The organism is Streptomyces sp. GL_140 (assembly GCF_057834465.1).
In genome coordinates this window covers 8,099,743-8,124,296 of record NZ_CM174404.1, presented here as the reverse complement: position 1 = coordinate 8,124,296, position 24,554 = coordinate 8,099,743, and the positions used below count along the sequence as shown (strand labels likewise).

24 protein-coding genes and 2 pseudogenes are annotated in these 24,554 nt (G+C 69.7%); 10 read left to right on the top strand and 16 right to left on the bottom strand.

Going from position 1 to position 24,554, the window contains the following annotated elements; all coding sequences use genetic code 11:
* Positions 1–135: 135 nt before the first annotated feature.
* The 3 genes and pseudogenes from cysD to AC3IYJ_RS37795 form a co-directional block, all read right to left on the bottom strand.
* Complete coding sequence (gene cysD / locus AC3IYJ_RS37805; RefSeq protein WP_489397889.1) at positions 136–1,074, bottom strand: sulfate adenylyltransferase subunit CysD; 939 nt, start codon at positions 1,072–1,074, stop codon at positions 136–138.
* Complete coding sequence (gene cysC / locus AC3IYJ_RS37800; protein WP_489397890.1) at positions 1,071–1,616, bottom strand: adenylyl-sulfate kinase; 546 nt, start codon at positions 1,614–1,616, stop codon at positions 1,071–1,073. Before cysC ends, cysD begins: the two co-directional genes overlap by 4 nt.
* A 53-nt stretch (positions 1,617–1,669) precedes the next feature.
* Positions 1,670–1,873 (bottom strand): annotated as a pseudogene (locus AC3IYJ_RS37795) (phosphoadenosine phosphosulfate reductase domain-containing protein); the annotation flags it as partial.
* 191 nt (positions 1,874–2,064) lie between these two features.
* Between AC3IYJ_RS37795 and AC3IYJ_RS37790 the strand changes: the two are divergent.
* Positions 2,065–2,205: pseudogene (locus AC3IYJ_RS37790) on the top strand (IS6 family transposase); the annotation flags it as partial.
* Positions 2,206–2,350: 145 nt separating this feature from the next.
* A complete protein-coding gene (locus tag AC3IYJ_RS37785) occupies positions 2,351–3,082 on the top strand; it encodes a DUF4839 domain-containing protein (RefSeq protein ID WP_489399031.1) in 732 nt (243 codons plus the stop codon).
* A 235-nt stretch (positions 3,083–3,317) separates the two neighbouring features.
* Here AC3IYJ_RS37785 and AC3IYJ_RS37780 read toward each other — a convergent pair whose 3' ends face one another.
* Together AC3IYJ_RS37780 and AC3IYJ_RS37775 are read right to left on the bottom strand one after the other, a co-directional pair.
* Entirely contained in the window at positions 3,318–4,814 is a 1,497-nt protein-coding gene (locus AC3IYJ_RS37780; protein WP_489399030.1) for an IMP dehydrogenase, read from the bottom strand.
* Positions 4,815–5,340: 526 nt separating this feature from the next.
* Positions 5,341–6,606 (bottom strand): YhgE/Pip domain-containing protein, encoded by a 1,266-nt coding sequence (locus AC3IYJ_RS37775; RefSeq protein WP_489399029.1) that lies wholly within the window; start codon positions 6,604–6,606, stop codon positions 5,341–5,343.
* Positions 6,607–6,875: 269 nt separating this feature from the next.
* Between AC3IYJ_RS37775 and AC3IYJ_RS37770 the strand changes: the two genes are divergently transcribed.
* Positions 6,876–7,412: an NUDIX hydrolase family protein gene (locus AC3IYJ_RS37770; protein WP_489399028.1), complete on the top strand. Its 537-nt coding sequence runs from the start codon at positions 6,876–6,878 to the stop codon at positions 7,410–7,412.
* A 278-nt stretch (positions 7,413–7,690) separates the two neighbouring features.
* Here the strand turns inward: AC3IYJ_RS37770 and AC3IYJ_RS37765 are convergent, their stop codons facing one another.
* Entirely contained in the window at positions 7,691–7,912 is a 222-nt protein-coding gene (locus AC3IYJ_RS37765) for a hypothetical protein (RefSeq protein ID WP_489399027.1), read from the bottom strand.
* 34 nt (positions 7,913–7,946) lie between these two features.
* On the opposite strand from AC3IYJ_RS37765, the gene AC3IYJ_RS37760 reads away from it, so the two are divergent.
* Positions 7,947–8,519, top strand: coding sequence for a hypothetical protein (locus tag AC3IYJ_RS37760; protein ID WP_489399026.1), 573 nt, complete (start codon positions 7,947–7,949; stop codon positions 8,517–8,519).
* Positions 8,520–8,576: 57 nt separating this feature from the next.
* On the opposite strand, the gene AC3IYJ_RS37755 is transcribed toward AC3IYJ_RS37760, so the two are convergent.
* Positions 8,577–9,917 (bottom strand): DUF2252 domain-containing protein, encoded by a 1,341-nt coding sequence (locus AC3IYJ_RS37755; RefSeq protein ID WP_489399025.1) that lies wholly within the window; start codon positions 9,915–9,917, stop codon positions 8,577–8,579.
* Positions 9,918–9,930: 13 nt separating this feature from the next.
* Entirely contained in the window at positions 9,931–11,805 is a 1,875-nt protein-coding gene (locus tag AC3IYJ_RS37750; protein ID WP_489399024.1) for a glycoside hydrolase family 15 protein, read from the bottom strand.
* Between the two features lie 303 nt (positions 11,806–12,108).
* On the opposite strand from AC3IYJ_RS37750, the gene AC3IYJ_RS37745 reads away from it, so the two are divergent.
* A complete protein-coding gene (locus tag AC3IYJ_RS37745; RefSeq protein ID WP_489399023.1) occupies positions 12,109–12,714 on the top strand; it encodes an HdeD family acid-resistance protein in 606 nt (201 codons plus the stop codon).
* 58 nt (positions 12,715–12,772) lie between these two features.
* Here the strand turns inward: AC3IYJ_RS37745 and AC3IYJ_RS37740 are convergent, their stop codons facing one another.
* The 3 genes from AC3IYJ_RS37740 to AC3IYJ_RS37730 form a co-directional block, all read right to left on the bottom strand.
* Positions 12,773–13,576: a hypothetical protein gene (locus AC3IYJ_RS37740; protein ID WP_489399022.1), complete on the bottom strand. Its 804-nt coding sequence runs from the start codon at positions 13,574–13,576 to the stop codon at positions 12,773–12,775.
* A gap of 132 nt (positions 13,577–13,708) precedes the next feature.
* On the bottom strand, positions 13,709–14,101 hold the full coding sequence (locus AC3IYJ_RS37735) for a nuclear transport factor 2 family protein (RefSeq protein WP_489399021.1): 393 nt from the start codon (positions 14,099–14,101) through the stop codon (positions 13,709–13,711).
* A gap of 62 nt (positions 14,102–14,163) precedes the next feature.
* Positions 14,164–15,384 (bottom strand): alpha/beta hydrolase family protein, encoded by a 1,221-nt coding sequence (locus AC3IYJ_RS37730; protein WP_489399020.1) that lies wholly within the window; start codon positions 15,382–15,384, stop codon positions 14,164–14,166.
* Positions 15,385–15,475: 91 nt separating this feature from the next.
* Between AC3IYJ_RS37730 and AC3IYJ_RS37725 the strand changes: the two genes are divergently transcribed.
* Positions 15,476–16,069 carry a TetR/AcrR family transcriptional regulator gene (locus AC3IYJ_RS37725; RefSeq protein WP_489399019.1) on the top strand — a complete coding sequence of 198 codons (594 nt, stop codon included), beginning with the start codon at positions 15,476–15,478 and terminating at the stop codon, positions 16,067–16,069.
* A gap of 34 nt (positions 16,070–16,103) precedes the next feature.
* Here AC3IYJ_RS37725 and AC3IYJ_RS37720 read toward each other — a convergent pair whose 3' ends face one another.
* Positions 16,104–16,493, bottom strand: coding sequence for a hypothetical protein (locus tag AC3IYJ_RS37720; RefSeq protein WP_489399018.1), 390 nt, complete (start codon positions 16,491–16,493; stop codon positions 16,104–16,106).
* A gap of 234 nt (positions 16,494–16,727) precedes the next feature.
* On the opposite strand from AC3IYJ_RS37720, the gene AC3IYJ_RS37715 reads away from it, so the two are divergent.
* Both AC3IYJ_RS37715 and AC3IYJ_RS37710 read left to right on the top strand, forming a co-directional pair.
* A complete protein-coding gene (locus AC3IYJ_RS37715) occupies positions 16,728–17,660 on the top strand; it encodes a class I SAM-dependent methyltransferase (RefSeq protein WP_489399017.1) in 933 nt (310 codons plus the stop codon).
* A gap of 209 nt (positions 17,661–17,869) precedes the next feature.
* Positions 17,870–17,929: a hypothetical protein gene (locus AC3IYJ_RS37710; RefSeq protein WP_489403047.1), complete on the top strand. Its 60-nt coding sequence runs from the start codon at positions 17,870–17,872 to the stop codon at positions 17,927–17,929.
* 185 nt (positions 17,930–18,114) lie between these two features.
* On the opposite strand, the gene AC3IYJ_RS37705 is transcribed toward AC3IYJ_RS37710, so the two are convergent.
* A complete protein-coding gene (locus tag AC3IYJ_RS37705; protein WP_489399016.1) occupies positions 18,115–18,756 on the bottom strand; it encodes an FUSC family protein in 642 nt (213 codons plus the stop codon).
* 571 nt (positions 18,757–19,327) lie between these two features.
* Complete coding sequence (locus AC3IYJ_RS37700) at positions 19,328–20,764, bottom strand: AfsR/SARP family transcriptional regulator (protein ID WP_489399015.1); 1,437 nt, start codon at positions 20,762–20,764, stop codon at positions 19,328–19,330.
* 385 nt (positions 20,765–21,149) lie between these two features.
* Here AC3IYJ_RS37700 and AC3IYJ_RS37695 point away from each other — a divergent pair, with 385 nt between their 5' ends.
* Positions 21,150–22,316 carry an NlpC/P60 family protein gene (locus AC3IYJ_RS37695; RefSeq protein WP_489399014.1) on the top strand — a complete coding sequence of 389 codons (1,167 nt, stop codon included), beginning with the start codon at positions 21,150–21,152 and terminating at the stop codon, positions 22,314–22,316.
* Positions 22,317–22,372: 56 nt separating this feature from the next.
* The gene (locus AC3IYJ_RS37690; protein WP_489399013.1) at positions 22,373–22,783 is read left to right on the top strand and encodes a hypothetical protein; all 411 of its coding nucleotides are present in this window, start codon (positions 22,373–22,375) and stop codon (positions 22,781–22,783) included.
* A 122-nt stretch (positions 22,784–22,905) separates the two neighbouring features.
* Here AC3IYJ_RS37690 and AC3IYJ_RS37685 read toward each other — a convergent pair whose 3' ends face one another.
* Complete coding sequence (locus AC3IYJ_RS37685) at positions 22,906–23,145, bottom strand: chaplin (protein WP_489399012.1); 240 nt, start codon at positions 23,143–23,145, stop codon at positions 22,906–22,908.
* A 250-nt stretch (positions 23,146–23,395) separates the two neighbouring features.
* On the bottom strand, positions 23,396–24,538 hold the full coding sequence (locus AC3IYJ_RS37680) for a HEAT repeat domain-containing protein (protein WP_489399011.1): 1,143 nt from the start codon (positions 24,536–24,538) through the stop codon (positions 23,396–23,398).
* Between the last annotated feature and the right edge of the window lie 16 nt (positions 24,539–24,554).

The window sequence follows — 24,554 nt, the reverse complement described above, 5'->3', positions numbered from 1 at the left end:
TCAAACGGTACCCGCCCGGGAGGCGAGCGCCACGCCACGGTTCGGGTTCGTCCGGGAGGCGGTCACCGCTGGGGCACGAACCTCTGCACGGGACTGTTGAAGTCCGCCGCCCTCGAACAGTGGTGGAGGTCATGGTTAGAAGTACCCTTCGCGCTTGCGGTCTTCCATCGCGGCCTCGGACATCTTGTCGTCGGCGCGGGTCGCGCCCCGCTCGGTGAGACGGGAGGCGGCGATCTCGGTGATCACGGCGTCCAGCGTGGTGGCATCGGAATCGACGGCACCCGTGCAGGACATGTCACCGACCGTGCGGTAACGGATCAGGCGGGTCTCGGGGACCTCGTCCGCCTTCGCGCCGCCCCACTCGCCGGCCGTCAGCCACATCCCGTTGCGCTTGAAGACCTCACGCTCGTGCGCGAAGTAGATCTCCGGCAGCTCGATCTTCTCCCGCGCGATGTACTGCCATACGTCCAGCTCGGTCCAGTTGGACAACGGGAACACACGCACATGCTCACCCGGCGCGTGGCGGCCGTTGTACAGCTGCCACAGCTCGGGACGCTGACGGCGCGGGTCCCACTGGGAGAACTCGTCCCGCAGGGAGAAGACGCGCTCCTTGGCGCGGGCCTTCTCCTCGTCACGCCGGCCGCCGCCGAACACGGCGTCGAACTTCAGCCGCTGGATCGCCTCCGTGAGCGGGACGGTCTGCAGCGGGTTGCGGACCCCGTCCGGACGCTCGCGCAGCTTCCCGGCGTCGATGTACTCCTGGACCGAGGCCACGTGCAGCCGCAGCCCGTGCCGGGCCACCGCACGGTCCCGGTACTCCAGGACCTCCGGGAAGTTGTGACCCGTGTCCACGTGGAGCAGGGTGAAGGGGACCGGCGCCGGCGCGAACGCCTTCAGCGCCAGATGCAGCATCACGATCGAGTCCTTGCCGCCGGAGAAAAGGATCACCGGCTTCTCGAACTCCCCCGCCACCTCACGGAAGATGTGCACGGCCTCCGACTCGAGGGCGTCGAGGTGCGACAGCGCGTACGGCGCGTCCGTCCCCTCGTGGACGTGTGCGACGGTGGCGCTCATGCCAGGCCCCTCTCGGTGAGCAGCGCGTGCAGGGCCGAAGCCGACTCCTGCACGGACTGCGTGTGCGACTCGATGCGCAGGTCCGGGGAGTCCGGTGCCTCGTACGGGTCGTCGACCCCGGTCAGACCGGAGATCTCGCCCGCCGCCTGCCTGGCGTACAGGCCCTTGACGTCACGCTCGGAGCAGACCTCGACCGGGGTCGCCACATGGACCTCCAGGTATGAAGTGCCCTCGGCGCCATGGCGCTTGCGCACGGCCTCACGGCTGTCCGCGAACGGCGCGATCACCGGGACGAGGGCCTTCACGCCGTTGGACGCGAGGAGTTCGGCGACGAACCCGATCCGCTGCACATTGGTGTGCCGGTCCTCGCGGCTGAAGCCCAGACCCGCGGAGAGGAACTCGCGGATCTCGTCACCGTCGAGGACCTCCACACGGTGGCCCTCGGCACGCAGCCGCTCCGCCAGCGCGTAGGCGATCGTGGTCTTGCCCGCGCTCGGCAGCCCGGTCAGCCACACCGTGGCGCCCTGGTCGCTCACGCTCATCTGGTTCGTCTCCGTCGGTTCAGTACGTTCATCGGTCACGCTCGAGGCCGCCATCAGCCGTGCAGTCCGCACTCGGTCTTCCCACGCCCCGCCCACCGGCCGGCACGGGCGTCCTCGCCCTCCACCACCCGCCGGGTGCACGGAGCACAGCCGACAGAGGCGTAACCGTCCATCAGCAACGGGTTGGTGAGAACCCCGTGCTCCAGGACGTACGCATCCACGTCGTCCTGGGACCAGCGGGCGATCGGCGAGAGCTCGGGCGGCTGTCCCTCAGTGAAGTACCAAGCGTCTGGAGGCGGAACCTGGGCGGCGCCACAGATGTGTTGCACACGGTGCGAGATTGTGTATTTGTGAACGCGAGCAGTGCCGACGTGGCCGACCAGCCCGGTTATGTCGGGTGTGCCGCCGTCATGCAGGAACTGCCGAGAACTGCCGATACCCGGTCGAGGTGATCTCGCACTGCGTGTGGCCGCGCTTCCGCTTCCCGCTCAGCTTCCGCGAGCTCGAGGAGCTGATGCTCGAGTGCGGCGTGATCGTCTCCTACGAGACGGTCCGACGCAAGTGTCCGAAGTTCGGCCAGGCCTACGCCAACACGGGTACTGGGCCGCTGATTTGGAACGCCGCCCGAAGGCGCGCCGGCGAGGGTGGCCACCGGGTCCGGATGAGCCTCACGGAGTCCCCTATGCTCGCGAGGTAGTTGGTGTGAACAGTTCAATGAGGGGGCGCGGAGCCGCATGGCCGACGAGATCAAGTACGAGTACAAGACCGTGCAGACAGTTCGCGGCACCGACGGCTTGGTGATCTCGAAGATGCAGAAGGAGGGCTGGGAGCTCGTGGAGCACACCCAGGGCATGCTGCGCTCCACCCTCAACTTCCGTCGGCCGAAGAAGCCCCTGCCGCGGCTCTTGATCGGGGCCGTGGCCGGCGGCTTCGTGGTCCTCGCCGTCATCATCGGCGTAGGCGCGGCACTCGAGGACGGAGGTAAGAAGAAGGACGCGTCGAACAAGCCGACGGCGGCCACCGCGAGCGCAGAGCCCTCCGCCACGTCGACTCCGACCGCGGCCGGGTCGCCTACCGCCGCGGTGATCACGCCTCAGAACAGCCCGGAGTTCGCGGCGCTACTGAAGACGCCGGACTCCTGCGACGGCGCGAACCTGGACTTCGCGACCAAGTACAAGGGCAAGACGGTCGCCTTCGACGGGTCGATCGTGCACATGGCACCCCACGGTGACTACAACACCCGCTACGACTTCCTCCTGGGCCCGGGCGACCAGGGGTCGCAGACGACGATCGGCCCGGCCTTCAAGTACGAGGATGTCAACATCCTCGACCTGAAGCTGACCGGCGGGAACACCCCCGCCACCGTCCGCACGGGCGACAAGTTCCGCTTCGTCGCCGAGGTGGGCGAATTCAACGCGAAGCAGTGCCTCTTCTTCCTCGACCCGGTCTCGACGGAAATCCGGTAGTCAGGATGGGCCGGCCAGCAGGGCTCCTGGCGCCACCCGGGTAAGCCACCCAGCTTGATCCCTGGCGCGTCGGCAAGGTGCGACGAGTATCGCAGCCCTGTCTCGCCCCGCAGCAACTCGAAACGGTCCTCGAGTGCGTCGCGTAGCCTTTCCGCGGCACCACTGGCGGGAGGGGGATGTTCCGACTGTGCGTCATTCCCCCTCCGGCCAGTAGTCCGTGGATTCTGGCGGCCTCTCAGGCGATGGTCGCCGGGGTGTCCCGCAGGGTGACGTTGGCGTGGCTCTCCTGGAAGCTCTGGTCGGAGACCAGGGTCAGCCGGGCGGTGGACTGGAACTCCGGCAGGGTGGTGGAGCCGCAGGACACCATCGTGGTCTTGAGCTTGGCGATGGTCAGGGCGAGCCCTTCGTTGAGGTCGCCGGCGTAGGGGACGTAGCCGTCGACGCCTTCCTCGAAGATCAGGCCCTGGCCGCCCTGGCCGTAGCGCTGCCAGTTGCGGGCCCGGTTCGAGCCTTCGCCCCAGTACTCCTTCACAAAGCCGTCGCGGGTCGGGAGCTTCGCGCCGGCAGCCTGGTCGAAGCGGGCGAAGTAGCGCCCCATCATGACGAAGTCGGCGCCCATCGCCAGTGCCAGGGCCACGTGGTAGTCGTGCACGAGTCCGCCGTCGGAGCAGATGGGCACGTACTCGCCGGTGCGATCACGGAAGGCGTCCCGGGCGGCGGCGACGTCCAGCACGGCACTGGCCTGGCCGCGTCCGATGCCCTTCTGATCGCGGGTGATGCAGATGGAGCCGCCGCCCACGCCGACCTTGACGAAGTCCGCTCCGGCCTCGGCCAGGAAGGTGAACGCCTCGCCGTCGACGACGTTGCCGCCGCCGGTCGGGATCTCCGGGTAGTGCTTCTTCACCCAGGTCAGGGCTTGCGCCTGCCAGTCGCTGTAACCGTCGGAGGAGTCGAAGCACAGGGCGTCCGCGCCCGCCTCCAGCAGGGCGGGAACGCGCTCCTGGTAGTCGTGGGTGTTGATGCCCGCGCCCACGCGCAGGCGCTTGGCGCTGTCCACGGCCTGGTTCGGGAAGCGCTTGTTGTCCGCGTAGTCGGACCGGAACACCAGATACTGCAGATGGCCCTCGTCATCCAGCACCGGAAGGCAGTCCAGCCGCTGGTCCCACAGCCGCGCGTTGGCCTCGGAGAGCGTGGTGTCGGCCGCGGCGTGAGGAAGGTCGGCGATGGCAGTCATCCGACCGCTCACCGGTCCGTCGAGATCGTGACGCTGGGGATGGAAGTCGCGGGAGGTCACCAAGCCGAGCAGGCGGCCGGCGGCGGTGCCGTCGTGGGTGACCGCAGCGGTGCTGTGACCGGTACGTTGCATGACGGTGAGCAGGTGGCTCAGGCTGTCTTCCGGGCGGACGTTGGTGTCGCTGGTGACGAATCCGGCCTTGAAGTTCTTCACCTGGCGGACGGCTGCGGCCTGGTCCTGGATCGACTGGTTGTGGTGCAGGAAGCTCAGCCCGCCGTTGCGCGCAAGGGCGATCGCGAGTTCCGGTGTGCTGACAGCCTGCATGATCGCCGAGGTGAACGGGGAGCCGAGTTCGATCGCCGACTGCTCGCCCACGACGTGCCGCACCAGGGGCGTGGACAGGTCGACCGTCGCGGACGAGCAGTCGCTCCGGGTCCGGTTCGGCAAGAGCAGAAACTCGTTGAACGTCCTTGAGACCTCGGCGATGATCTGTGCCACTCGTTCCTCCTGAACCGTCGACCGGGGCCCAACTGCCCGGTCGTGAGCACCGCTCCGTGTCCCAAGACCCGGGCAGGCAGGTGCCGGCATGGCAGCTGTGGAGGTGCCACACGCTGCGGCAGAGCCCTGACCAGCCCGTGTCTCACCGGGTGCGGTCGTGACCTGGCACCTTATCGACTGCCCCGCCGCTGCACGAATCGTTTCCTCTTCACCGTCGATCACCGGCCGCGGGCAGCGCAATCCGCGTCGCGATCGACTTCCCCCGGGACCACCCCCGCGAGCAGCAACCCAGGACCGGAGTGTCCTGAGCGAACAAGGGCTCGGGGACTAACTATGGTTCGTCAGCCAGCTGTTGCAGCAGTGCCGCTGGTGATCCAGTCGTCGATGTGCTCCTGGCTGAGGCCTTCGAGCGTCAGCTCGTGTTGATCGATCCAGGCCGGCAGCTCCAGGGCGACGCCGACGAGTAACCGAGGTAGGAATGAATCCGGTGGGCAAGGGACGTCACAGGCAGCCCATCGGGCACGGCCTAAGCGGGTTGTGGTGTGAGGCGCTTGTGGCCCTTGCGGTCGTAGTAGGTGGTCATCGCGAACCCGAAGGCCAGGGCGAGGACCGTACCGATGGCGATCATGAGCCAGGAGCGGGTGAGTCCGGCATCGCCGCGCGCGTCGAAGTAGAGGATGGCGCGCACCCCGTCGCTGAGTTGGCGCATCGGCTCGAAGTGGGACAGGAAGCGGTAGAAGCCGGGCACCGCCTGGAGGGGGACGGTGGCACCTGAGGACGGGAGGCCGAGGACGATGAAGACGAACATCGACACCAGCTGGCCGATCCCGCCGAACGCGGCGTTGATGGCCTGCACTCCCAGCCCGACGGCGAGCGCCGCGCAGTAGGAGTAGATCCACAGCAGCGGCAGCCGGGTCGCGTCCATGCCGAGGATCTCCACGCAGGCCACGAGGACGAGGGAGGAGCTGAGGAGCGTGATGCCCGCGGTCATGGCCATCTTGAGCAGCAAGGTCTGGGTGCGGTTGATCGGTACGGTCGGGCGGCGCGTGTGCCAGGGCCCGATCTCGTTGTCGGCGTAGCCGAGGGCCGTGTCGACGCCGTTGCTGATGACGTTGCCGCCCATGAACCCGGCCAGGACGAGCAGCAGGGTGTAGTAGAAGGCGGTCAGGCCGAGGCCGCTGTGGGAACCGATCGGGTGGCCGACCTCGGTGACGACGTGGACCGGATCGGCGAGCAGGAGCCTGGTGGTGGGGGTCGCCCCGGCGCCGACGGCCGCGGTGAGCTGTCGGCCGACGGACTGGGATGCGCCGTGGGCGGCCCGGGTGGTGATCTGGCTCGCGAGGGAGGAACCGAGGCTGCCCTTGCCGGGGTTGGTGAGCACGGTGATCGACGGCTGCTGCGTGGCTCCCGTCGTGGTCAGGGCGGTCACGGCCGCCGTGAAACCGACCGGGACCACCAGGGCCCCGTACACCTTCCCGGAGTCGAGCTGGTCCTGGGCCTGGGCCCGGGTCAGCGCCCGCCAGTCGACCTTGCCGCCCGCCGGGTCGGCGGCGATGGCCGCCGTGATCTGCGTACCCAGGTTCTGCCGCTGCCCGGGCGGCGGCTCGCCCGTGTCGTCGTTGACGAGGGCGATGGGCAGGGCACGCAGGTCCGCGTTGGGGTTGACGATGCCGCCCATGTAGAGCAGGGACAGCAACAGGGCGAGCACTCCGGTGAGGATCGTGGGCAAGAGCCACAGTTGGGGGCGGCGCAGCAGCCTTGCGGCACTGACCTCGGGGGCGGGCACGGACATGCGTCTCCGTAGGTTCCCGGTGGTTCGGGGATCGAAGTGTGGCTGCGGGCAGCTGGGCAGTGCTCTCCTGCCGACCTCGTTGGATTTCAGGATATGGCTGGGATGGTGACAACGGGCGCGCGCCTCGCCCTCCCCCGCCCTCCGTTTCGATCGAGACGGGGTGTTCGGATCCGGAAGTCGCCGCACGAAGCGTCCGGATTGGGGACCTGCACGTGTGAATTCGGCCTGTGGGTCATGCGGATACGGCGCCCGGAAAGTACGATCAAGCAATGTCTGACATGATCGAGACCACGCCCGGCTGGCTGACTACGGATGAGCTGGAAGCGGCCAGGGCCCAGATGCCGATCCTGTACGTAACGGCCGTTCCCGTACGGGTGGACGACAGCGGCGAAGTCACCAGCATCGGGCTGTTGCTGCGCATCGGTCCGGACGGAACGGTCAGCCGGACCCTCGTGTCCGGCCGCGTCCTGCACCACGAGCGGGTCCGTGACGCGCTGCTGCGCCACTTGGAGAAGGACCTCGGCCCGGTGGCCCTGCCCCGTGTCCCCGCCGCCCTCCAGCCCTTCACCGTCGCCGAGTACTTCCCCACCGCCGGCATCACCGCCTACCACGACCCCCGCCAGCACGCGGTGTCGCTGGCCTACGTCGTCCCGGTCGCCGGCGACTGCCGCCCTCGGCAGGACGCGCTGGACCTGGTCTGGTTCAGTCCCCAGGAGGCCGCCGAGCTGGCCGTGCCGGACGAGATGCCGGGCGGGCACGGCGTGCTGCTGAAGCAGGCGCTCGCGCACACGGGGCACGCCTACTGAGGGCCCGACCGGGCACCGTGTTCCTCACCCTCTTGTCGGCGGCCCGGTCGCCCTGGCGCAGGGCGGTCCGACGCGGCCGGCTATGTCACCCTGGCCGAGGCCATGAACACCAACGACATCGGTCGGGGTCGCGGCGGCCAGCCACCCGCCCGCGTCCCGGGCTGACGGGCCGATCTCGGGCCCGGGTTCGTAGCCTCGGGTGGGCTTGCGCGTTCCGTGGCTCACGTACAAGAGAGCGGCAGATCCGCCGTCGGTACGTGCTTCAGAGCATCCGGCGGTCAGACGTAGCTGAGGATGACCAGTAGTGCCGCGCACTCGGCCAGGGTCTGGACGACGACTGCGGCCTGGCGCGCCCGGACTGCGGGCGCGGCCATGGCGACCACGAATGCCACGACCGCGACGCCGGCACCCCAGATGAACCAGCGCCCCGGCAGCCCGGAGGCGCACTCCTCCCCGGCTTCGTGGGTGCTCCCAGGATCCTTCTGGGTACGGCTACTCATGCGTCGCGCAATGCTGACGCCTAACGTCACGTTCATGATCAAGAGCCTTGCGCGTGGAACCCGAACCTCCGGGCGGTCCGTCCTGTATGCCGTCACAGGGCTCACGGTGGTGGCGTTGTCAATTGCTGCCGTGGTGGCGGGGGATTTTGTGTGGAACGGCGCGCCGTATCCTTCGGGCGACCCGGCCGCGGTCGCGCAGCGGCTCAAGGCCCGGTCCGACGGGATCTACGAGGACTTCGCGCTGCCCGAGAAGTACGCCGCGGACTCGGGCAGCCTCGATACCGGCGCCTGTTACTACCGCGGGCTGAGAGGTGTCGCCCACATCGACGAGGCACGAAGCGACGTACGCAGCTTCGGACTCGACCGGAGGGTGCCCGACGTCCCCGAAGCCGCTGCCCGAGAGGCGCAGGGGCGCGTGCGCCAGCGGCTGGTGCAGCAGGGCTGGAAGCTCACCCACGAAGATGACCGTGCAGGCGCCACCTTCCGCGAACTGGGTTTCCGATTCGAAGACCCGCAGGGCGGCGACCAGGTCGACGTGCAGTGGAACAACTCGACCACGACTCTGTTCATCAGCGTCTACGCACCCTGTACGCAAGTTCCCGAATAGTTCGCGGAGCACGCCCGGTCCGAGGCGGACTGTCAGTGGCGCTCTTCCCCCCTCCGCTCAGATGCCGTGCGTGGCTGTGACGGCTCCCTGGGAGATGGCTGCGGTGAGCAGTGCGTGGTCCAAGGCGGTCTGGTCCGCGTAGTGGAGGGCGAAGTCGGCTACGGCGCGGTCGAAGGTGTCGGCCTTGCCGAGGTACCCCGCGATGGCGATGCGGTCGCCGGAGCGGGCATGCGCCCGGGCCAATGCCGTGCCGCACAGTTCCGCGTACTGGCGGAGCATGTCCGGCGTCATGGTCTCCACGACGGCCGACCCCTTCATGTCGCGCAGTTGCCGGACGTAGAAGTGGCGCCCGGCCGGTCCGGTCGTCCAGCCGAGGAAGATGTCTCCGCCTGTCTGGAGGATCTTCTGTCCCGCGACCACCCGGTGACCGTGGTGGCCGTGGCTGTCGGCCGGGAGATGGTCCTCCAGCACCGATCGTCCGGCCTCCTTGATCTGGAGGAAGAGCGGGTCCTGCTCGTCGCGGCCCATCAGCAGGACGATGAAGCAGCGGGTCCCTACGCTCCCCACGCCCACGGCCTTCCGTGCCGCTTCGACGAACCGGTAGCGGTCCAGGAGCCGGCCCCGCTCATCGGGGAGAGTCGCGCGGTATTCGCTGAAGATCTCATCGACGGCCCGGCTCTCGGCTGCGGTCACGGGCTCGAGCAGGGGCGGGTCGTGGATGATGCGCCGGCGGCCGTCCCGGGTCTCGGTGAGTTTGGCGAGTGCCTGCAGACTGGTACGCCGTCGGGCCCGCGCCAGACTCGCCTCGACCCGGTTGCGCAGCTTGGACTCGCGGATCAGCGGGAGCACCTCGGCCGTGTCGAACCGCTGGTACCAGACGGCGAGTTCGCCCTGCTCGGCAAGGTGCCGCATGGACAACCGGTAGGCCCGGGCGGCGGCGAGAGCGGATTGCCGTGCCCGGTCGTCGCCGCGGCCTTCCTCCCTCGCGGCCACGGCAACGCTGGCGGCGAGCCGTTTGACGTCCCACTCGAATGGCCCGGGCAGGGTTTCGTCGAAGTCGTTGAGGCCGAACAGCTGCGCGCGGTCGGCCGAGGCGAAGAGGCCGAAGTTCAGCAGGTGGGCGTCGCCGCAGAGCTGGACGGTCAGGCCTGTGTGGGGCTGGGCCGCCAGGTCCGCGGCCATCACCGCGGCGGAGCCCCGTAGGAAGGCGAACGGGGAGTCGGCCATCCGCCCGTAGCGGATCGGCAGCAGCTCGACGACTCGGTCGGCAGCCTGCCGCTCCAGCACATCGAGCGGGTCGGGCCGGTCCGCAGCCGCCGTCCACCGCCCGTGCGAGGCCCGGGTCACCTGCTTGCGGGCGGACCGGCCGCGTCGGGCCCGCTCGGCGGGACTGTCCATGCCCATCTCCTTGTCACTCGCGCTGCGGGCGCCTTGAGGTCTCGTCGAGTTCGTCGTCCAGCGCGAGGGCAGCAGTGATGAGGGCGAGGTGGGTGAAGGCCTGGGGGAAGTTGCCGAGTTGCTGACCCGTGGGACCGATCTCCTCGGCGAAGAGGCCGACGTGGTTGGCGTACGTCAGCATCTTGTCGAAGGCGTAGCGGGCCTGTTCGAGCCGCCCCGCCCGGGCGAGCGCGTACACGTAGAGGAAGCTGCACAGGGAGAACGTGCCTTCGGAGCCCTGCAGGCCGTCGGGAGACGCCTGGGGGTCGTAGCGGTAGACGAGGCTGTCGGAGACCAGTTCGGCGTCCATGGCGTCGAGGGTGGAGAGCCAGCGCGGGTCCTTGGGCGCGATGAAGCCTACGAGCGGCATCATCAGCAGGGAGGCGTCCAGGACGTCGCTGCCGTAGTGCTGGACGAACGCCTGGCGTTCCGGGCTCCAGCCGCGGGTCATGATCTGTTCCATGATGGCGTCGCGTGCGGCGGTCCAGCGGGGCAGATCTGCCGGGCGGGCGGTGGCCACGGCTTGGCGGATGCCGCGGTCGAAGGCGACCCAGCACATGAGGCGGCTGTAGGTGAAGTCCTGCCGGCCGCCCCTGGTCTCCCAGATGCCCTCGTCGGGGCGGTCCCACGTGTCGCACATCCGGTCGAGCAGGCCCGCGGAGCGCATCCAGGCGTCGTAGCCGACGATGGCGTCGGTTCGGCCGGATTGGGCGAGGGCGTAGACGGCTTCTCCGTAGATGTCCAACTGCAGTTGGTCGGCTGCCCCGTTGCCGGCGCGCACTGGTGCCGAGCCGCGCCACCCTTCCAGGTGGCCGAGGACCTCTTCGGTCAGGTACGGGTCGCCGTCGACGCGGTACATGATCTGCAGGGGTTCGCCGTTGGGGGCGCCGCCGTCCCGCAGCCGCTGCTGCAGCCAGTGGCTGAAGCCGTCGGCCTCGTCGGTGAAGCCCAGGTCCCGCATGGCGCGCACCGACAGGGAGGCGTCGCGCACCCAGGTGTAGCGGTAGTCCCAGTTGCGCTCCCCGCCCTCCTGCTCGGGCAGGCCCATGGTGGCGGCGGCGATCGGCGCGCCGGTGGGCGCGTAGGTGAGGAGCTTGAGGGTGATGGCGGAGCGCTTGACCACCTGTTGCCAGCGGCCGCGGTAGCTGCAGCGGCCGGTCCAGCCGTGCCAGAAGTGGTGCACGTCCAGGAACTGTCGCACCGACTGGGCCCTGCTGAGGGGCGGCGGAGCCACGCTCCCCGCGTCGCAGACCGTCAGCACGACGGCCGCGTTCTGGCCCGCGTCCAGGGTGAAGGCCGCGCGCACGTCCTGACCGTCGGCCTCCAGGGGAACGCTGTCGACGGCCTGCAGGTGCGCGGTCACGCCCGGCCCGTCGAAGCGCGCGGTGGAGCCGTTCAGCGCCAGTGCGTGCGGTGCCCGGCCGTAGTCGAAGCGGGGGCGGCACTCCAGCGTGAAGCGCACGGTTCCCCGTACCACGCGTATGTACCGAACCACTTGGTGACGGTCGGTGGCTGTGTGCTGCTCGGGGACGGGCATGAAGTCGACGACTTCGCCGACGCCCCCGGAGGTCAGGAAGCGCGTGATCAGTACGGCTGTGTCGGCCAGGTAGAGCTGGCGGGTGACCACCTCGGAACCGCTCGCCGGTCCCTCCTCGTCGAGGTCGGACGGCGTGCCCGCGGTGATGGCGAAGTATCCACCGCGGTCGTGGTCGAGCAGGCTCGCGAAGATGCTGGGCGAGTCGAAGCGTGGCGAGCAGAACCAGTCGAGTACTCCCTCGGAGGAGATCAGCGCGCAGGTCTGCAGGTCTCCGATGAGGCCGTGCTCGGCGATGGGCGGGTAGCGGTGCATCTCGGTCCGTCTCGGTCCGTCTCGCTCGGTCTCGCTCGGTCTCGATCCCTCTCGATCCGTCTCGCGGCGCGGCCGGCACCCGGTCCGGGCACAGTCGTCGGGGCACAGCCGTCGGGGCGCTGCTTCTCCGGTCCTCTCATTCTCCTGGCCCCCTCGGATGATCGCCACGCAGGCAGCGGCCCTCCCTCCGGACAGCGGGCCGTGTCCCACCGGCCTAAACTGGGCCTGATGGGTTGACCAGGCACATCCGATGGCTTCGAGGGGCCCTCTCCAGGGCCGTTCGACCGAGCCCGGGAGGCCGAGATGACCGTATCCCCCGACGCGGCACCGCATCGCCAGAGCGATCCGGAGGACGTCCTCAAGCAGCTCGGCGGCTCCTGGCACTGGGCGCTCGGCTTCGCTCTGGCGACCCTGATCCCCGGCATCCTGGTGCTCGTCTGGCCCGATGAGACGCTGCACATCCTGGCCGTGATCATCGGTCTCCAGCTCCTGGTGGCCGGCGGCTTCCGTTTCGTGACGGCGTTCTCGCACAGTGCCGACGGGGGCGGCAGCAGACTGGCCGGTGTCCTGATCGCCATGCTGGCGTTCCTGGCGGGCATCCTGGTGTTGCGGCATCCGATGCAGACGATCGGGGCGCTGTCCCTGATCGTCGGGGTGTTCTGGCTGCTGACGGGAGTGCTCACGGCGTACGTCGCGATCGCCGACCGCGCGCTCGTGCACCGCGGCCTGCTCTTCGCCCTGGGCGCCCTCGGCTCCGTAGCCGGGATCGTGGTGCTCTGCTTCCCGGTGGATTCCGCGGTAGCCCTGACACGGCTGCTGGGACTGTGGTTCGTCCTGCTCGGCGTCTTCGAAGTGGTGATGGCCTTCGCCCTGCGATCCGCCACCCGACGGATCACGCCGACCAGGTGAGCATGCCGGTGGCCGGGGGCCGGCGGAAGGTCACGGGCTCAGGTGCCGTCAGGGTGAATCAGTGCTGGTCGAAGACGTAGCCGTGCTCGTAGCCAGCTGAACAGGCAAAGACCCTGAAATCGCCCCACCTCCCGACCGTGATCCCGGTGGTCTCGTCACTGGCCACTGTGAACATCAGATGGCACGGAGCACTGCAGGTCGGGCACGAAACGTCGTAGGGGTCAGTCAGATGCCAGGTGGGCCAGCCGCCGAACTTGATGCCGGCCACCCGGGTGATGGCATCGCCTCCGTCCCCGGCGGCCTCGGCGTACTTCCGTACGGACTCGACGAGTTCCCCGTCCGGCAGGGCCTGCGGGTGGGGGAAGTCGACGAGGGGCACCGGGGTGAGCGTGCACCCTGCCGGGGTGTAGCCGTAGTCCGGATCCTCTTGCCGTACGGGTATTGGCGGTGACCCGATGATTCGAGTGACGTCGGCGCTGTTCCGCCAGCGGATCTCGGCCACTGGGCTGACGTCCGCCTGTGGAGCCGGCGGATCCCAGTGCACGTTCGGGCACCACAACAGCTGAAAGACGTCCTTGCCCTCAGGCCACCAGTCGCCGGGTGCGTCTCGCCGGTGCACCTGCACCACCGCCACCATGGCGGTCGGCGGCGTCCCGGAATCGGACTTCTCATCCGGGACATCACAATGCGGCCAGGGCTCGTCGGCCGGCCAGAGCAACGGTCCACCCACAGAACTCTGATCGATCGTCGGCTCCCCCCGTTCGGGGGCCAACACCACGGCCGGTCGTGCGTACGGTGCGAGTCCAGGCACAGCCGCCACGATCTCTTGCACCGGGGGCCTGGTCGAGTAGCGCAGATCCATGGCCGGACAGTAACCCACCCCTCCGACAACGCAGTACGGAACCCCGCGCGCGGCCGGCTCAGCCAGAACGCCCTCGATCCCGTCGACCGGGCGCAGATCGGCGTCGAGCGAAGTGGGATACGAATCCTCGGCTCAGCGGGCGCTGCCCAGGCTGCGGTCGGCGGCGGAGCCGCTCAGCATCAGGGTGGTTTCCTCGATGCGCTGAAAGCGGCCGTCGGGGGCGAGGGCGGCGAAGAGGTAGACCTCAATGGTGACCGTGGTGCCGTCGTTCTTGGTGATGTGGCAGGTGTGCCGGTCGGCGTACTTGTTGCCGTCGTACAGCTCGTCGTGGACCTCGACCTTGCCGTTGGCGACGATGCCGCGCAGGTGACGTATGTGGTCGAGGAACTCGGCGCGGTCGGCCCACTCGCCGTCCGTGCGCTGGCGGTAATCGGGAGCGAAGTGGCGCTCGGCGGCCTCCTCCAGGGTGATGTCCTGGTTGAAGAGCAGGTCGCTCAGGGCGGATGCGATTCCGGTGCGGTTCATTGCGGCTTCCTTCGGGTGGGTGGGCGGGTGGGTGGGTGCGGGTGCGGGTGCGGGTGCGGGTTTCAGGGGGTGGCTGCGAGGGTGGTGTCGAGCCAGTCGTAGATGCGGGCCAGGGCCAGGCGCATGGCGCCGGGGTGGCAGTGGGCGCCGGCGCCTTCCTCCGCGGTGAACAGCATCAGGGTCTTGGGGCAGGAGAGGTGTTCGTAGAGTTGTTCCGGCTGGCCCTTGAAGAACTCGTCCTCGGCAGCGTCGCACACGAGGGTGGGGCACTGGATCAGCTCCGCGACGCCGCCGGCGAGGGTGTAGTCGAGGTAGGAGGCGCTGAAGGCCCGGGGGGTGTCGACGCCCATCACGTACATGCCGTGGTTGATCGCCCACCGCGCGGTGGCGTCCTGGGCCGTGATCTGCTCGAAGCGTGCGTCGAGTTCGGGGGCGGAGTCCGCGCGCAGGAGCCGTTCGGCCTCTTCGCGGTCGCCCGGGATGTGGCGGGTGGACACCTGGCCGAGGTCGTAGACGCCGTCGACGGCGATCAGGGCGGCGAGGCGGTGTTCGAAGGCCGCCGCCCTGGGGGCGAGTACGCCGCCCATGCTGCTCCCGAGGAGCGCGATGCGGCTGTTGTCGACCTCGGGGAGCGTTTCGGCGAAGTCGATGACCGGGGTGATGACGTTCTCCCAGTCCGGGCGGAAGACCAGGCCCTGGTGGTGGCGGGGGCCGGGCTGTCCCGGGCCGTCGAAGGTCAGGACGGTGTACCCGCGCTCCACGGCGGCCATCGCACCGCTGAAGTGGAGTTCTTCGGCGGTGCCGTCGAAGCCGCTGTGCATGATCAGGGTCGGGCGGGGCGTGCCGGTGGTGTCGGCGCGGTAGAGGTAGCCGGGGAGGGTGGTGCCCTCGTAGGGGATGCGGACCGGTTCGATGTACGGGGTGTGGAGCGCGGCCGCGGCTCGGAAGCAGTCGACGCTGCGGTCGTAGGCGTGGTCGTGGCGGGGGTCGCAGGGGTGGCCGTGCTGGAAGAACTCCGCCGACCGGTAGTAGTTCGAGGCGCGCAGGAATCCGTCCCGGGCACTGATGGTGTGGCCCGCGTCCAGGGCCTTCTGGGCTTCCGCGGCCACCCGGTCGGCGGTCGCCATCCACTCCTCGTGCCAGCTGTCGTCGTCGCCTTCCTCGATGCGCTCGCCGATGGAGACGACCTCGCCGAAGTCGGCGCCGCCGTAGGCGATGTGGCTCATGGAGCGCAGGGTCTCGTACCAGAACTGGGGGTTGCCGGGGAACAGCAGCGGCTTCATCACACCCTCCTTAAGCACAGATCTGTGCGTACAGCAGGACTGTAGACCCCGCTGGCGCCATTAAGCAAATGTTTGTGCTTACGATGTGTGGGTGACTTCGAAAGAACCGGCCCCGCGCCTTCGCAAGAGCCCCGAGCAGGTCCGCTCTGCGGTCCACCAGGCCGTCATCGATCTGCTGTCCGACCCCGAGGGCGCGGACCTGACCATCCCCGCGGTCGCGCAGCGCGCCGGGGTGAACCACACCAGCGTCTACCGGCGCTGGGGCAGCCGGGAGGCGCTCCTGGCCGACGTGGTCGTCACCCGGCTCGAACGGGACTGGCCGCTGGCCGACACCGGAACCCTGCGCGGCGATCTGACGGCGTGGGTCACGGCCGGAGTCGCGAGCATCCGCACCGCCGAAGGGCGGCTGCTGATCCGCGCCGTCGCCCTGTCCATGCCGAGCAGCGCCACGGCTCAGGGCCAGCGCGCGCAGCAGTTCGAGCGCCGCCTCGGCGCCATAGAGCGCATCCGCGACCGCGCCATCGCGCGCGGCGAGGTCCCCCCGCCCCTCGACCAGATCCTCGACCAGCTCGTCGCACCGCTTTACCTTCGGGCGATCTTCGGCATAGACCCGCCGGCCTCCGGTTACCCGGACCTCCTCGTGGACCGGCTCCTCGGCAGTACTGCCGTGTCGGAGCCGAACTGAGCCTGCCGTTCGGCCGGTTCGCGAAGCGGGGCTATCAAGTGGCCGGGGGCCCCGCCGCCCGCCGACGGGCCCGTGCGAAGCGCAGCAGGCGCGTGCTGCCGTAGCCGAGCAGCCACGGCAGCACCGTGATGCCCCCGACGTACACGGCCAGGTAGCCGAAGAAGTCGTACAGGTGCTCCGGCGCCTCCACGGCGCCGTCGACCCGTACCGGGCGTTCCCACCGGCTCAGCGGGAGGGTCATGACGGACGCCGAGGTCAGCACCGGCACCAGGGGAACCAGCACCGACCACAGCCGGGCCCGCGAGCCGGGCGCGGAGGCACACCACACCCCCAGGCCGACCATGACGAACGGCCCGAACAGCACCCACAGCACCGCCGGGAACAGCAACAGCACCCACCACTCGTCCGAGTACCCGAACATCATCGGCACCACCCCCCGGTGTCACCCGCCCCTGACGATCTCCTCCCCCGCCGCACACCGGCGCGAACCCACCGAGGTGGAACTCACACGGCTTCCCGGGTACGGGGCCTTGCGGTGTACCGACAGCGTGCGTCCGCGTGCCGCTGCACGGCCTGCGGCCGTTCGCCGTGCCGTCACCTGGAACCCGCATCCTCGCCGGACAGACCGATCCACCTCGCTCTTGGGGATGTCCACTCCATGACCGCACCGCTTGCACAGCCCGCAGAACCCCTGAACCTCCCTGCGCCCGCGCGTTTGGACGAGGTGAAGGGGTGGTTCTGGCCGGCCGACCAGATTCTCTTCGACTGGTTCCTCAGCCGCCAGAATGCCGACCCGTCAGGTGGCGGGGACCTTCTCGAACTCGGCGCCTACCTGGGCAAGAGCGCCATCTTCCTCGGTGGATACCTCAAGGACGGGGAAGAGTTCACGGTCTGCGACCTCTTCGATTCCCCGGCCGAGGACGACAGCAACGACGGCGAAATGCGACGCTCGTACGCCACCTTGACGCGTCAGGCGTTCGAGGCCAACTACCGTTCGTTCCACGACGAGTTGCCGACGGTGGTGCAGGCGGTGACGGCGGTCCTCCCCGACCGCGTCCGGCCCGCCTCCTGCCGCTTCGTTCACGTGGACGCCTCGCACCTCTACGCGCACGTGCGCACGGACGTGGAGACCTCGCGGCTGCTGGCCGCCCCCGAAGCGGTCGTCGTCTTCGACGACTTCAGGGCGGAGCACTGCCCGGGCGTCGCGGCAGCCGTCTGGGGAGCCGTGGACGCGCGGCGGTTGCACGTCCTGTGCATCACGCAGCACAAGATGTACGCGACATGGGACGACCCCGAACCGCTGCGCACGGAGCTGGCCGTGTTCCTGGCCGGCCGCGAGGATCTGTGGCACGGGGTGGAGGAAGTGGCCGGCGCACCCCTGATCCGGATCACGGGCCGCAAGGCGGTCCCCCCGCCGCACCCCCGCTCCCGCCACGAAACGGCCACACGCGGCCCGGCTCCGGAGCCGGTTCCCGGCCCCGGGACAGCAGGGTCGCGGCGCACTGCTCCCCAGCGGAGCCCATTGGCCCGCCGCCTGGCCAAGGACCTCCTTCCGCCGGTCCTCACCCGCACGGTGCGCCGCTGGCTGTAGGAAACCTGCATCGGCAGGTCGGGCAGCATCAGCAGTTGTGACCACCCTTCCCGATCCCGCTGTCCTGTATCCCGACGTCGCGGCCCGCGGCAGCCTCGCCGCGGCGCTGCTGACCGAGGGGTGCCCGGGCGCCGCGCTCCTCACGTGCCCGGACTCCGCGAGGATTCATCAGCCAGGACCTCGGCGGATTCGCCACGGCGCACGAGGCTGTGGCGCTGGCGGTGCGCCACCTTCCGTTCGGCCTCGGCGCCGTCACACTCGGCGCATGACCTCTCCCCGTCGGCGCCGTCGGAGCCGTTGTCGCTGCACTCGCTCTCCTGCAACTTCTTGACGGTCGGCGGCACGTACGGGGCAGGGACGGGCGCGAGCCAGGTGTCGCTGTTGTGCGGCACAGCCGGCATGAGCCCCAGCCCCGTGACATCGGCGTTCACGGGGCTGGGGCTCAGCACGTCGATCAGCGTGCATCACGGAACGTAACGAATGAGGCGCCCTCCGCGATATGGAGTTCCCGGCCACCCGGCTGGCGCGAAGGCGACTCGAACAAGCACGCCCCTTGCCTGCGCAGGGCATGTCGACTCAGGTGGTGGGGGTCGGTCGGGGCGTGAGGGCGCAGGGCTCCGGCCAGAGCGGCCGCGGTGGGCACCGCGTCGCGGGGGTCCTGGGGAAGGTGTGCTTCCAGGAGGAGGGCGACGCGGGCGACTTCGGCCAGTGCGTGCTGGGCCTCGGCTTCCGCCGTCGGGGGCAGTCCACCGGGCCGTACGGGTTCGTTCCTGGCGCGAAGAGTTGCTTCCTGCCAGGCCATGCGCGCGCTGCGGGCGGCGAGCAGGGCCTGGCGGAGCTGCCGGTCGGCGCTCGGGGTGGTGTCGGCGCAGCGGGCGATGACGGCGGCGGCGTAGCCGAGGTCGGCCTGGAGCCAGTCGGCGAGGCGGATGCGCAGGCGGGGTGGTTTCCCAGGCGGGGTAGAGGTGGCTCCGCCCAGGCGGGCGACGGCGCGGCTGTAGGTCTGCGAGAAGTCCGGGCGCATGATCAGTACGGCGACCATGGCGACCCAGTAGGCGTGCCCGAGGGGAAGCGCGTGTCCGACGAGGTAGCCCACGATGACCACGACCGTGGTGCGGACGGCATGGCGCAGTACGGGCGAGTCGGCCCGCAGTTGGAGCCGGAGCGTGTGCCAGGCGTCGGCGGGCAGGTCCCAGGGGCGGGAGCGGGCAAGGGGCGTGTGGGTGTCCGCGGGTGGCGGGGTCCACGGCCTCGATCACCTCGCGCAGGAGCACGCCGAGACGGACGGCGGGGTCGGAGAGGGTCGCGCCGTCCTGCGCGCCGCGGAACTCCGCAGCGATCCCCGGGGGATGGCGATGGGCCGGCCCCGGCGAAGGGCAGGGCCTCGGCGCGCAGCAGCTCCACGCCCAGCTCGCAGAGCATCCGGGCCAGCTCGCGGATCCACAGCCGGTCCGGCGCCATCGCCCCCGGCACGGTCACCGGCGCGGCGGGCGAGCGCCCCGACCAGCGCTTCCTCCTCGACGGGATACGGTCCGGGACGGCGTCGGACATGGTGATCCCCTTCTGCTTGCGCATCGCGTCGCACCGCTCGTCCCCATGGTGCACCAGCGGCCCACGGACACCGGTGAAGACTGGCGGTAGGCCGGCGCGCAGCCCGGTCCCGCCGGTCAGGCGGAGCAGACCGGCAGGTCCGGGTCGTCGTGGGTGCGAACGGCAGGCAGCCAGGCGGTTTCCCCGGGAACGTCTGCCAGGTGCACGCGGAACCAGTTGGGGGTTCCCACCCCGTGTTCGTCTTCGATGCGGATCCCGTTGACGACCATGCAGTCGGCCATCAGGACGTCGCCGTGCCATACGCGGTGCGGTACGACGTTGTTCAGGTCGTACGTCACGTACGGGTTCTTGGCCAGGCCGAGCCGGCATGCGGGAAGGCGCTCGGTCTGCGTCTTGCAGTCGCCGTCGATGTTGAACACCCGTACGGCTGCCAGGGTGCCGACCGGACCCGTCGGGGCGGCCTTGACCGAGACGGACGGGGGCAGGGACGGCGCGGATCCGGGTGCGGATCCGGGTGCGGAAGAGGTCACGGACGGGCGGTTGTCGGCCGCCGAGTTGCCGGAAATATCTCGGGTCTGAAGCCAGAAGGCGCCGGCAGCGCCGATCGCTGCCACGCCTACGGTGACCGCCAGGCCCAGGCGGATCAGACGGCGCCGCCGGTCCTGGTCGGGTACGGGTACGGGTACGGGTGCGACGGCGGCAGGTACCGCAGTCGGCCCGTCGGCCGTGTCGCCGTCGGTCCGTGATGGCTCCGGGGGCGCTGTCGGTGGTGACCCGGCGCCGAGGGCGGGGCTCATCCCAGCCGTCGTCAGCTCGGGGTCCGCACGGAGGATCGCCGCGTGGATCGCCGAGAGTTCGGGCCCGGGGTCGATGCCGAGTTCCTCGGCGAGGAAGCGCTGGGTCTCCGCGAAGCGCCGTATCGCTTCCGCCTGGCGGCCCGTGCGGTACAGCGCGATCAGCAGCTGCCCCACGAGCTGCTCGCGTTGAAGGTTGGCCTCGACGAGCTCGGTGAGCATCGGTATCAGCTCGGCTTCCCGACCGAGGTCGAGTTCGCACGCCGCCAGTTGCCCGCAGGCGTCCAGCCGTTCCTCCTCCAGGCGCGCCCGAGCCGGTTCCACGAAGGCCGCGTTCACACCGGCCAGCGGCGTGCCGCGCCACATCCCGAGCGCGGCGCGCAGGCTCTCCGATGCCTCTTCGGTCCGCTGGTCGGCCATTTCCTCGGCGGCGCGGCGGACCTGGGCGCGGAACGCCAGCAGATCGAGTTCGCCGTCGCCCACGGTGCAGGTGTATCCGTCGGCCGTGGTCTGGATCCGGTCCGCCAGGTCGGTCCCGCGCAAGGTCTGGCGCAATGTGGAGACCGCACCGTGGATCTGGGTCCGGGCACTGCTCGGTGCCTCGTCGGCCCAGATCGCGTCGATGAGCCGATCGAGCGTCACCTGCTGCCGCGCGTTCAGGAGCAGGTAGGCCAGTACCGCGCGTCGCTGGGGGCGTTGCACTTCGATCTGCCCGTCGGCGCCATGCACCCTGACCTCTCCCAGAACTGTGAACTGCATGGCGTACTCCCCCTAGAGACACAAGGTGCTGCGCGATCCTAAGGGCGCGCGATCCACCGCCGGAACGCCTTCCCGGGCCGTCCAGTGGCTGGAATGCGGCAGACACGGGGCGGACGGCCGCGCTACACGGTCGCCGGTGTTCGGCCAGGTCCAGGCGGTTAGTGCCGACGTGTAGCGCACGGTTGGCGGACGCATAGCCGTCCCCGTGCACAGTGAGCGACGTCGGCCTGACGACACGGCGTCGATTCCGAGTCGGACGATGCGTGCCGCGCCACCGTGGGGGAGCGGCGCGAGCGGGAACACCGTGGTCGGCCGATACATCCCGAGGGTCTCCGAAGAGGGAAGGAACGATGTGCACAGACTCGTGCGAAGGCTGAGGACAGCAGTGGTTGCGGCCGTGCTGGCCGTGCTGGGCATCACGGTGTCGTTGACGGCCGCCGCCCAGCCGGCTCACGCCGCGGCGTTGTGCCAGGCACGCGAACACCAGGACGAGATTTCGGAAGTGGCCGACGGGACCATCAGGGCGGCTTGCGCCGCGGTCGACGCGGGCCTCTGGTACGTCTGGACCGGCGGCCACGGAGCGACGCCCGGCCCGGCCAAGGGCGCGATCGACTGGTCCGATCCCGACCGCTCCAAGAACGATCCCTTCCGGACGGGCTTCGACTGCTCGGGCCTGGTCCGCTGGGCACTGGCTCAGGCCTACGGTTACGACATCGCCGGAGCCCCCGGCCTGACGAACAACCTCTACGGGCTCTATCCCCCGGGCTCGACGCGCTTCGGTCCGGCCGCCGGCACCGCCCCGCTCCTGCCGGGAGACATCCTCTTCTGGGGCAAGCCGGGAGCCATCCATCACGTGGCCATCTACCTCGGCGCGGGGTTGATGGTCGAGGCGCAGCAGTCCGACACCAAGCTCATGGTCTCGGAGTTCCGCTACGGCGCGAAGAACGACTACGCGGGCGCCCTGCGGATGATGTCGAAGGCGGCCGACCCCGGCCACGGCGGCGGCGACACCGGGCAGATCAGACACGCGACCTGGGGCGACACCCTCAACGTCCGCGCACAGCCGAACACCGGCGCGGCCGTGGTGACCTCCATCGCGGGCGGTACCAGCGTCTTCATCGCCTGCCAGGCGCACGCCCAGTCGATCACGGCGGAGGGCACGACCAACGACGCCTGGTCCTACCTCCCCGAACTGCACGGGTGGATCACCAACATCTACCTCAGAGGGCCGGCCTGGATGACCGACGTGCCGTCCTGCCGTGACGTCCCCGAATCCGGTGCGGGCGGCGGTGGCAGCGGCATCGGACACGCCACCTGGGGTGACACGCTGAACGTGCGCGCACAGCCGAACACCGGCGCGACTCTGGTCACCACCATCGCGGGTGGCACCAGCGTGGTCATCTCCTGCCAGATGCACGCCCAGTCGATCACGGCGGAAGGCGTCACCAACGACGCCTGGTCCTACCTCCCCGACCTCGGCGGATGGATCACCAACATCTACCTCAAGGGCGACGCCTGGATGGCCGGGGTGCCCACGTGCGCCGGCGTCTGAACGTGCCCCGGGGCGCGACCGTTCAAGACCACATCGAACTCTCCAAGGGAACCGGCATGAAGCTTCGCAATGCAGGCAGGGCGGCCGCGATGGCGGTCGTGGCACTCGGGCTCATCACCACGGCGGTGCCGGCAACGGCTTCTGTCTCCTCGACCGGCGACAACTCCAACGCCAGTGTGTGGGGGCCGCAGGAAGGCTGGCTCCCGTTGATGCACCCGGACTATCCCTGCCCCGTGGGCGCCATATGTCTGTACACGGAACCGGAGGGCGGCTACCACTTCGTGCTGCCGCACTGCACCACCTACAAGCTGTACAACTGGAACGGTTGGGGCCACTGGTACAGCCGCCAGACCGGCGGAGTGGCGGGCCAGATCCTGGACAGCAGTCGCAGGAACATCGGGTGGATTCCGGCGAACCAGGACGGCGACTACAACTTCAACCCCGCGTACTACGTGGTGCCGTGCTGACGGGCCCGAGTTGAGGTTCACAGGAATGGTGTGGCCGGTGCCGGACGGCGCCGGCCACACCGGGCCGGGCTCGGGCGGAAGCGTCAGCGGCTCCCACCCGCGCGGACCGGCCGTCAGCAGGATCAGGTGTTGATGCAGGTGTTCCCGATGGCCGGGTTGAGGAGGGAGATGACCCCGATCGAGTTGCCGCAGACGTTGATCGGGATGTGGATCGGGACCTGGATGACATTGCCGGACAGGACGCCCGGGGAGCCGACGGCGACGCCGTCCGCGCGAGCGTCCGCCGAGGCCATCGAAGCCCCACCGACGACCACGGCGCCGGCGGCGAGGGCGAGCGCGAGGCTCTTCAGAACACGCGTCATGCGAAGTCTCCTTCATGTGTGTACACATCAACCACGGCACATCGCCCAGGACCTGCCGTGCGGCCCCGAAAGGGTCCGCACTTTCCCTTTCGTCATCTGAGGCGCTTCCGGCCTGGCCGCAGGCAGATCATTCGCTCGAAGGGACCGCTCCGTGCCGCCGGTTGGCGGCATCACAGGGGCTCCCGATCCCCGGCCGCCGTGGTCATGACGGCCGATGCGGATCTACTGCGCCCCGTGCTCGGGGTGGGTGTCAGCGGCCGTCGCGGCGCCACTCGTACCGCCACACCGCGTCGAGTTCGTCCTCGCGCGGGGTGCCGGGCGGCGCCGGTGGAAGGCGGCGTTCTGCTTCCACGCACCGCTCGTCGTTGTGCAGCGCGAGACCGTAGACGGCGGTGACCTGGACCCGGCGGTCCGCGTCGTCCAGCAGGGCGGCCATGGCATCGGCGAGGGAGGGATCGCGGTCCCCGCTCTCGGCCACGGTGAGGCAGGCGGCGCACCGTACCGCCGGGTCCATGTCCGTCATCAGCACCAGCAGCGCCTCACGAACATCGTCGAGGAAGGCGGGCGCCTCGAGCCATGTGCCGAACCCGCGCGCCACCGTGCGCCTTATCCCGGCATCGGCGTGACCGGCGTAGGGGATGAGGGCCGCGCCGGCGCGCGGATCGCAGTGTTCTCCGAGCGCGACCAGCACCTCGTTGAGCACGGCGAGGTCGTCTTCCCCGGTCGACCAGTCGGTGAAGAGACCCAGGGCAGGGCCGGCGAACGCGTCCTCGTCACTGCCGTCGAAGAGGTGGGTCAGCCGTAGCACCTCGGCTCCGAACAGCCGTTTGGACGGCTCCGGATGTGTGCGCAGTGCCTCGGCAGCCGTCCAGGTCTCCGGATCACGACGGTTGGCCAGGAGCATCGTGGCACTCCCCCATGCGGCGTGGTCCTGGCTGTGGTTCAACGCGCGTGCCATCAACTCCTCGAAGGCGGTACGGATGCCGAGCAGGGCCTCCAGGTCCGTGAGGATCGCCGCGTGCCCGTCGCGAACGGTCATCCCCCCGAGTGAGCACTCGTCGACGCGGCAGTACTCGTCGTCCTGGACCCGGGTACGCAGGAGTACGTCCTGGGAGCCCGTGAGGCGCCGGAGTTCCGCTTCGACCCCCACCTCGGTCCAGCGGCGCGCGAGCTCCTTCATCCGCAGCAGCTCGGGCTCGCTCCACCTCCCCCGAATCGTGTCGTGCAGCAGCGCCTCGACCAGCGCGGGCGAGCCCGAATCCACCGCTTCGCGGAGCGACGACAGCTCGTCCGGCCTGCTCGGGCCGGGATCCGCGCCGTGCTCACCGTCCGCTGCACTGCCCGTACCTGTACCCGCACCCGCACCCGCACCCGCACCCGCACCCACGACCATGTCCCTGTCCATTGGG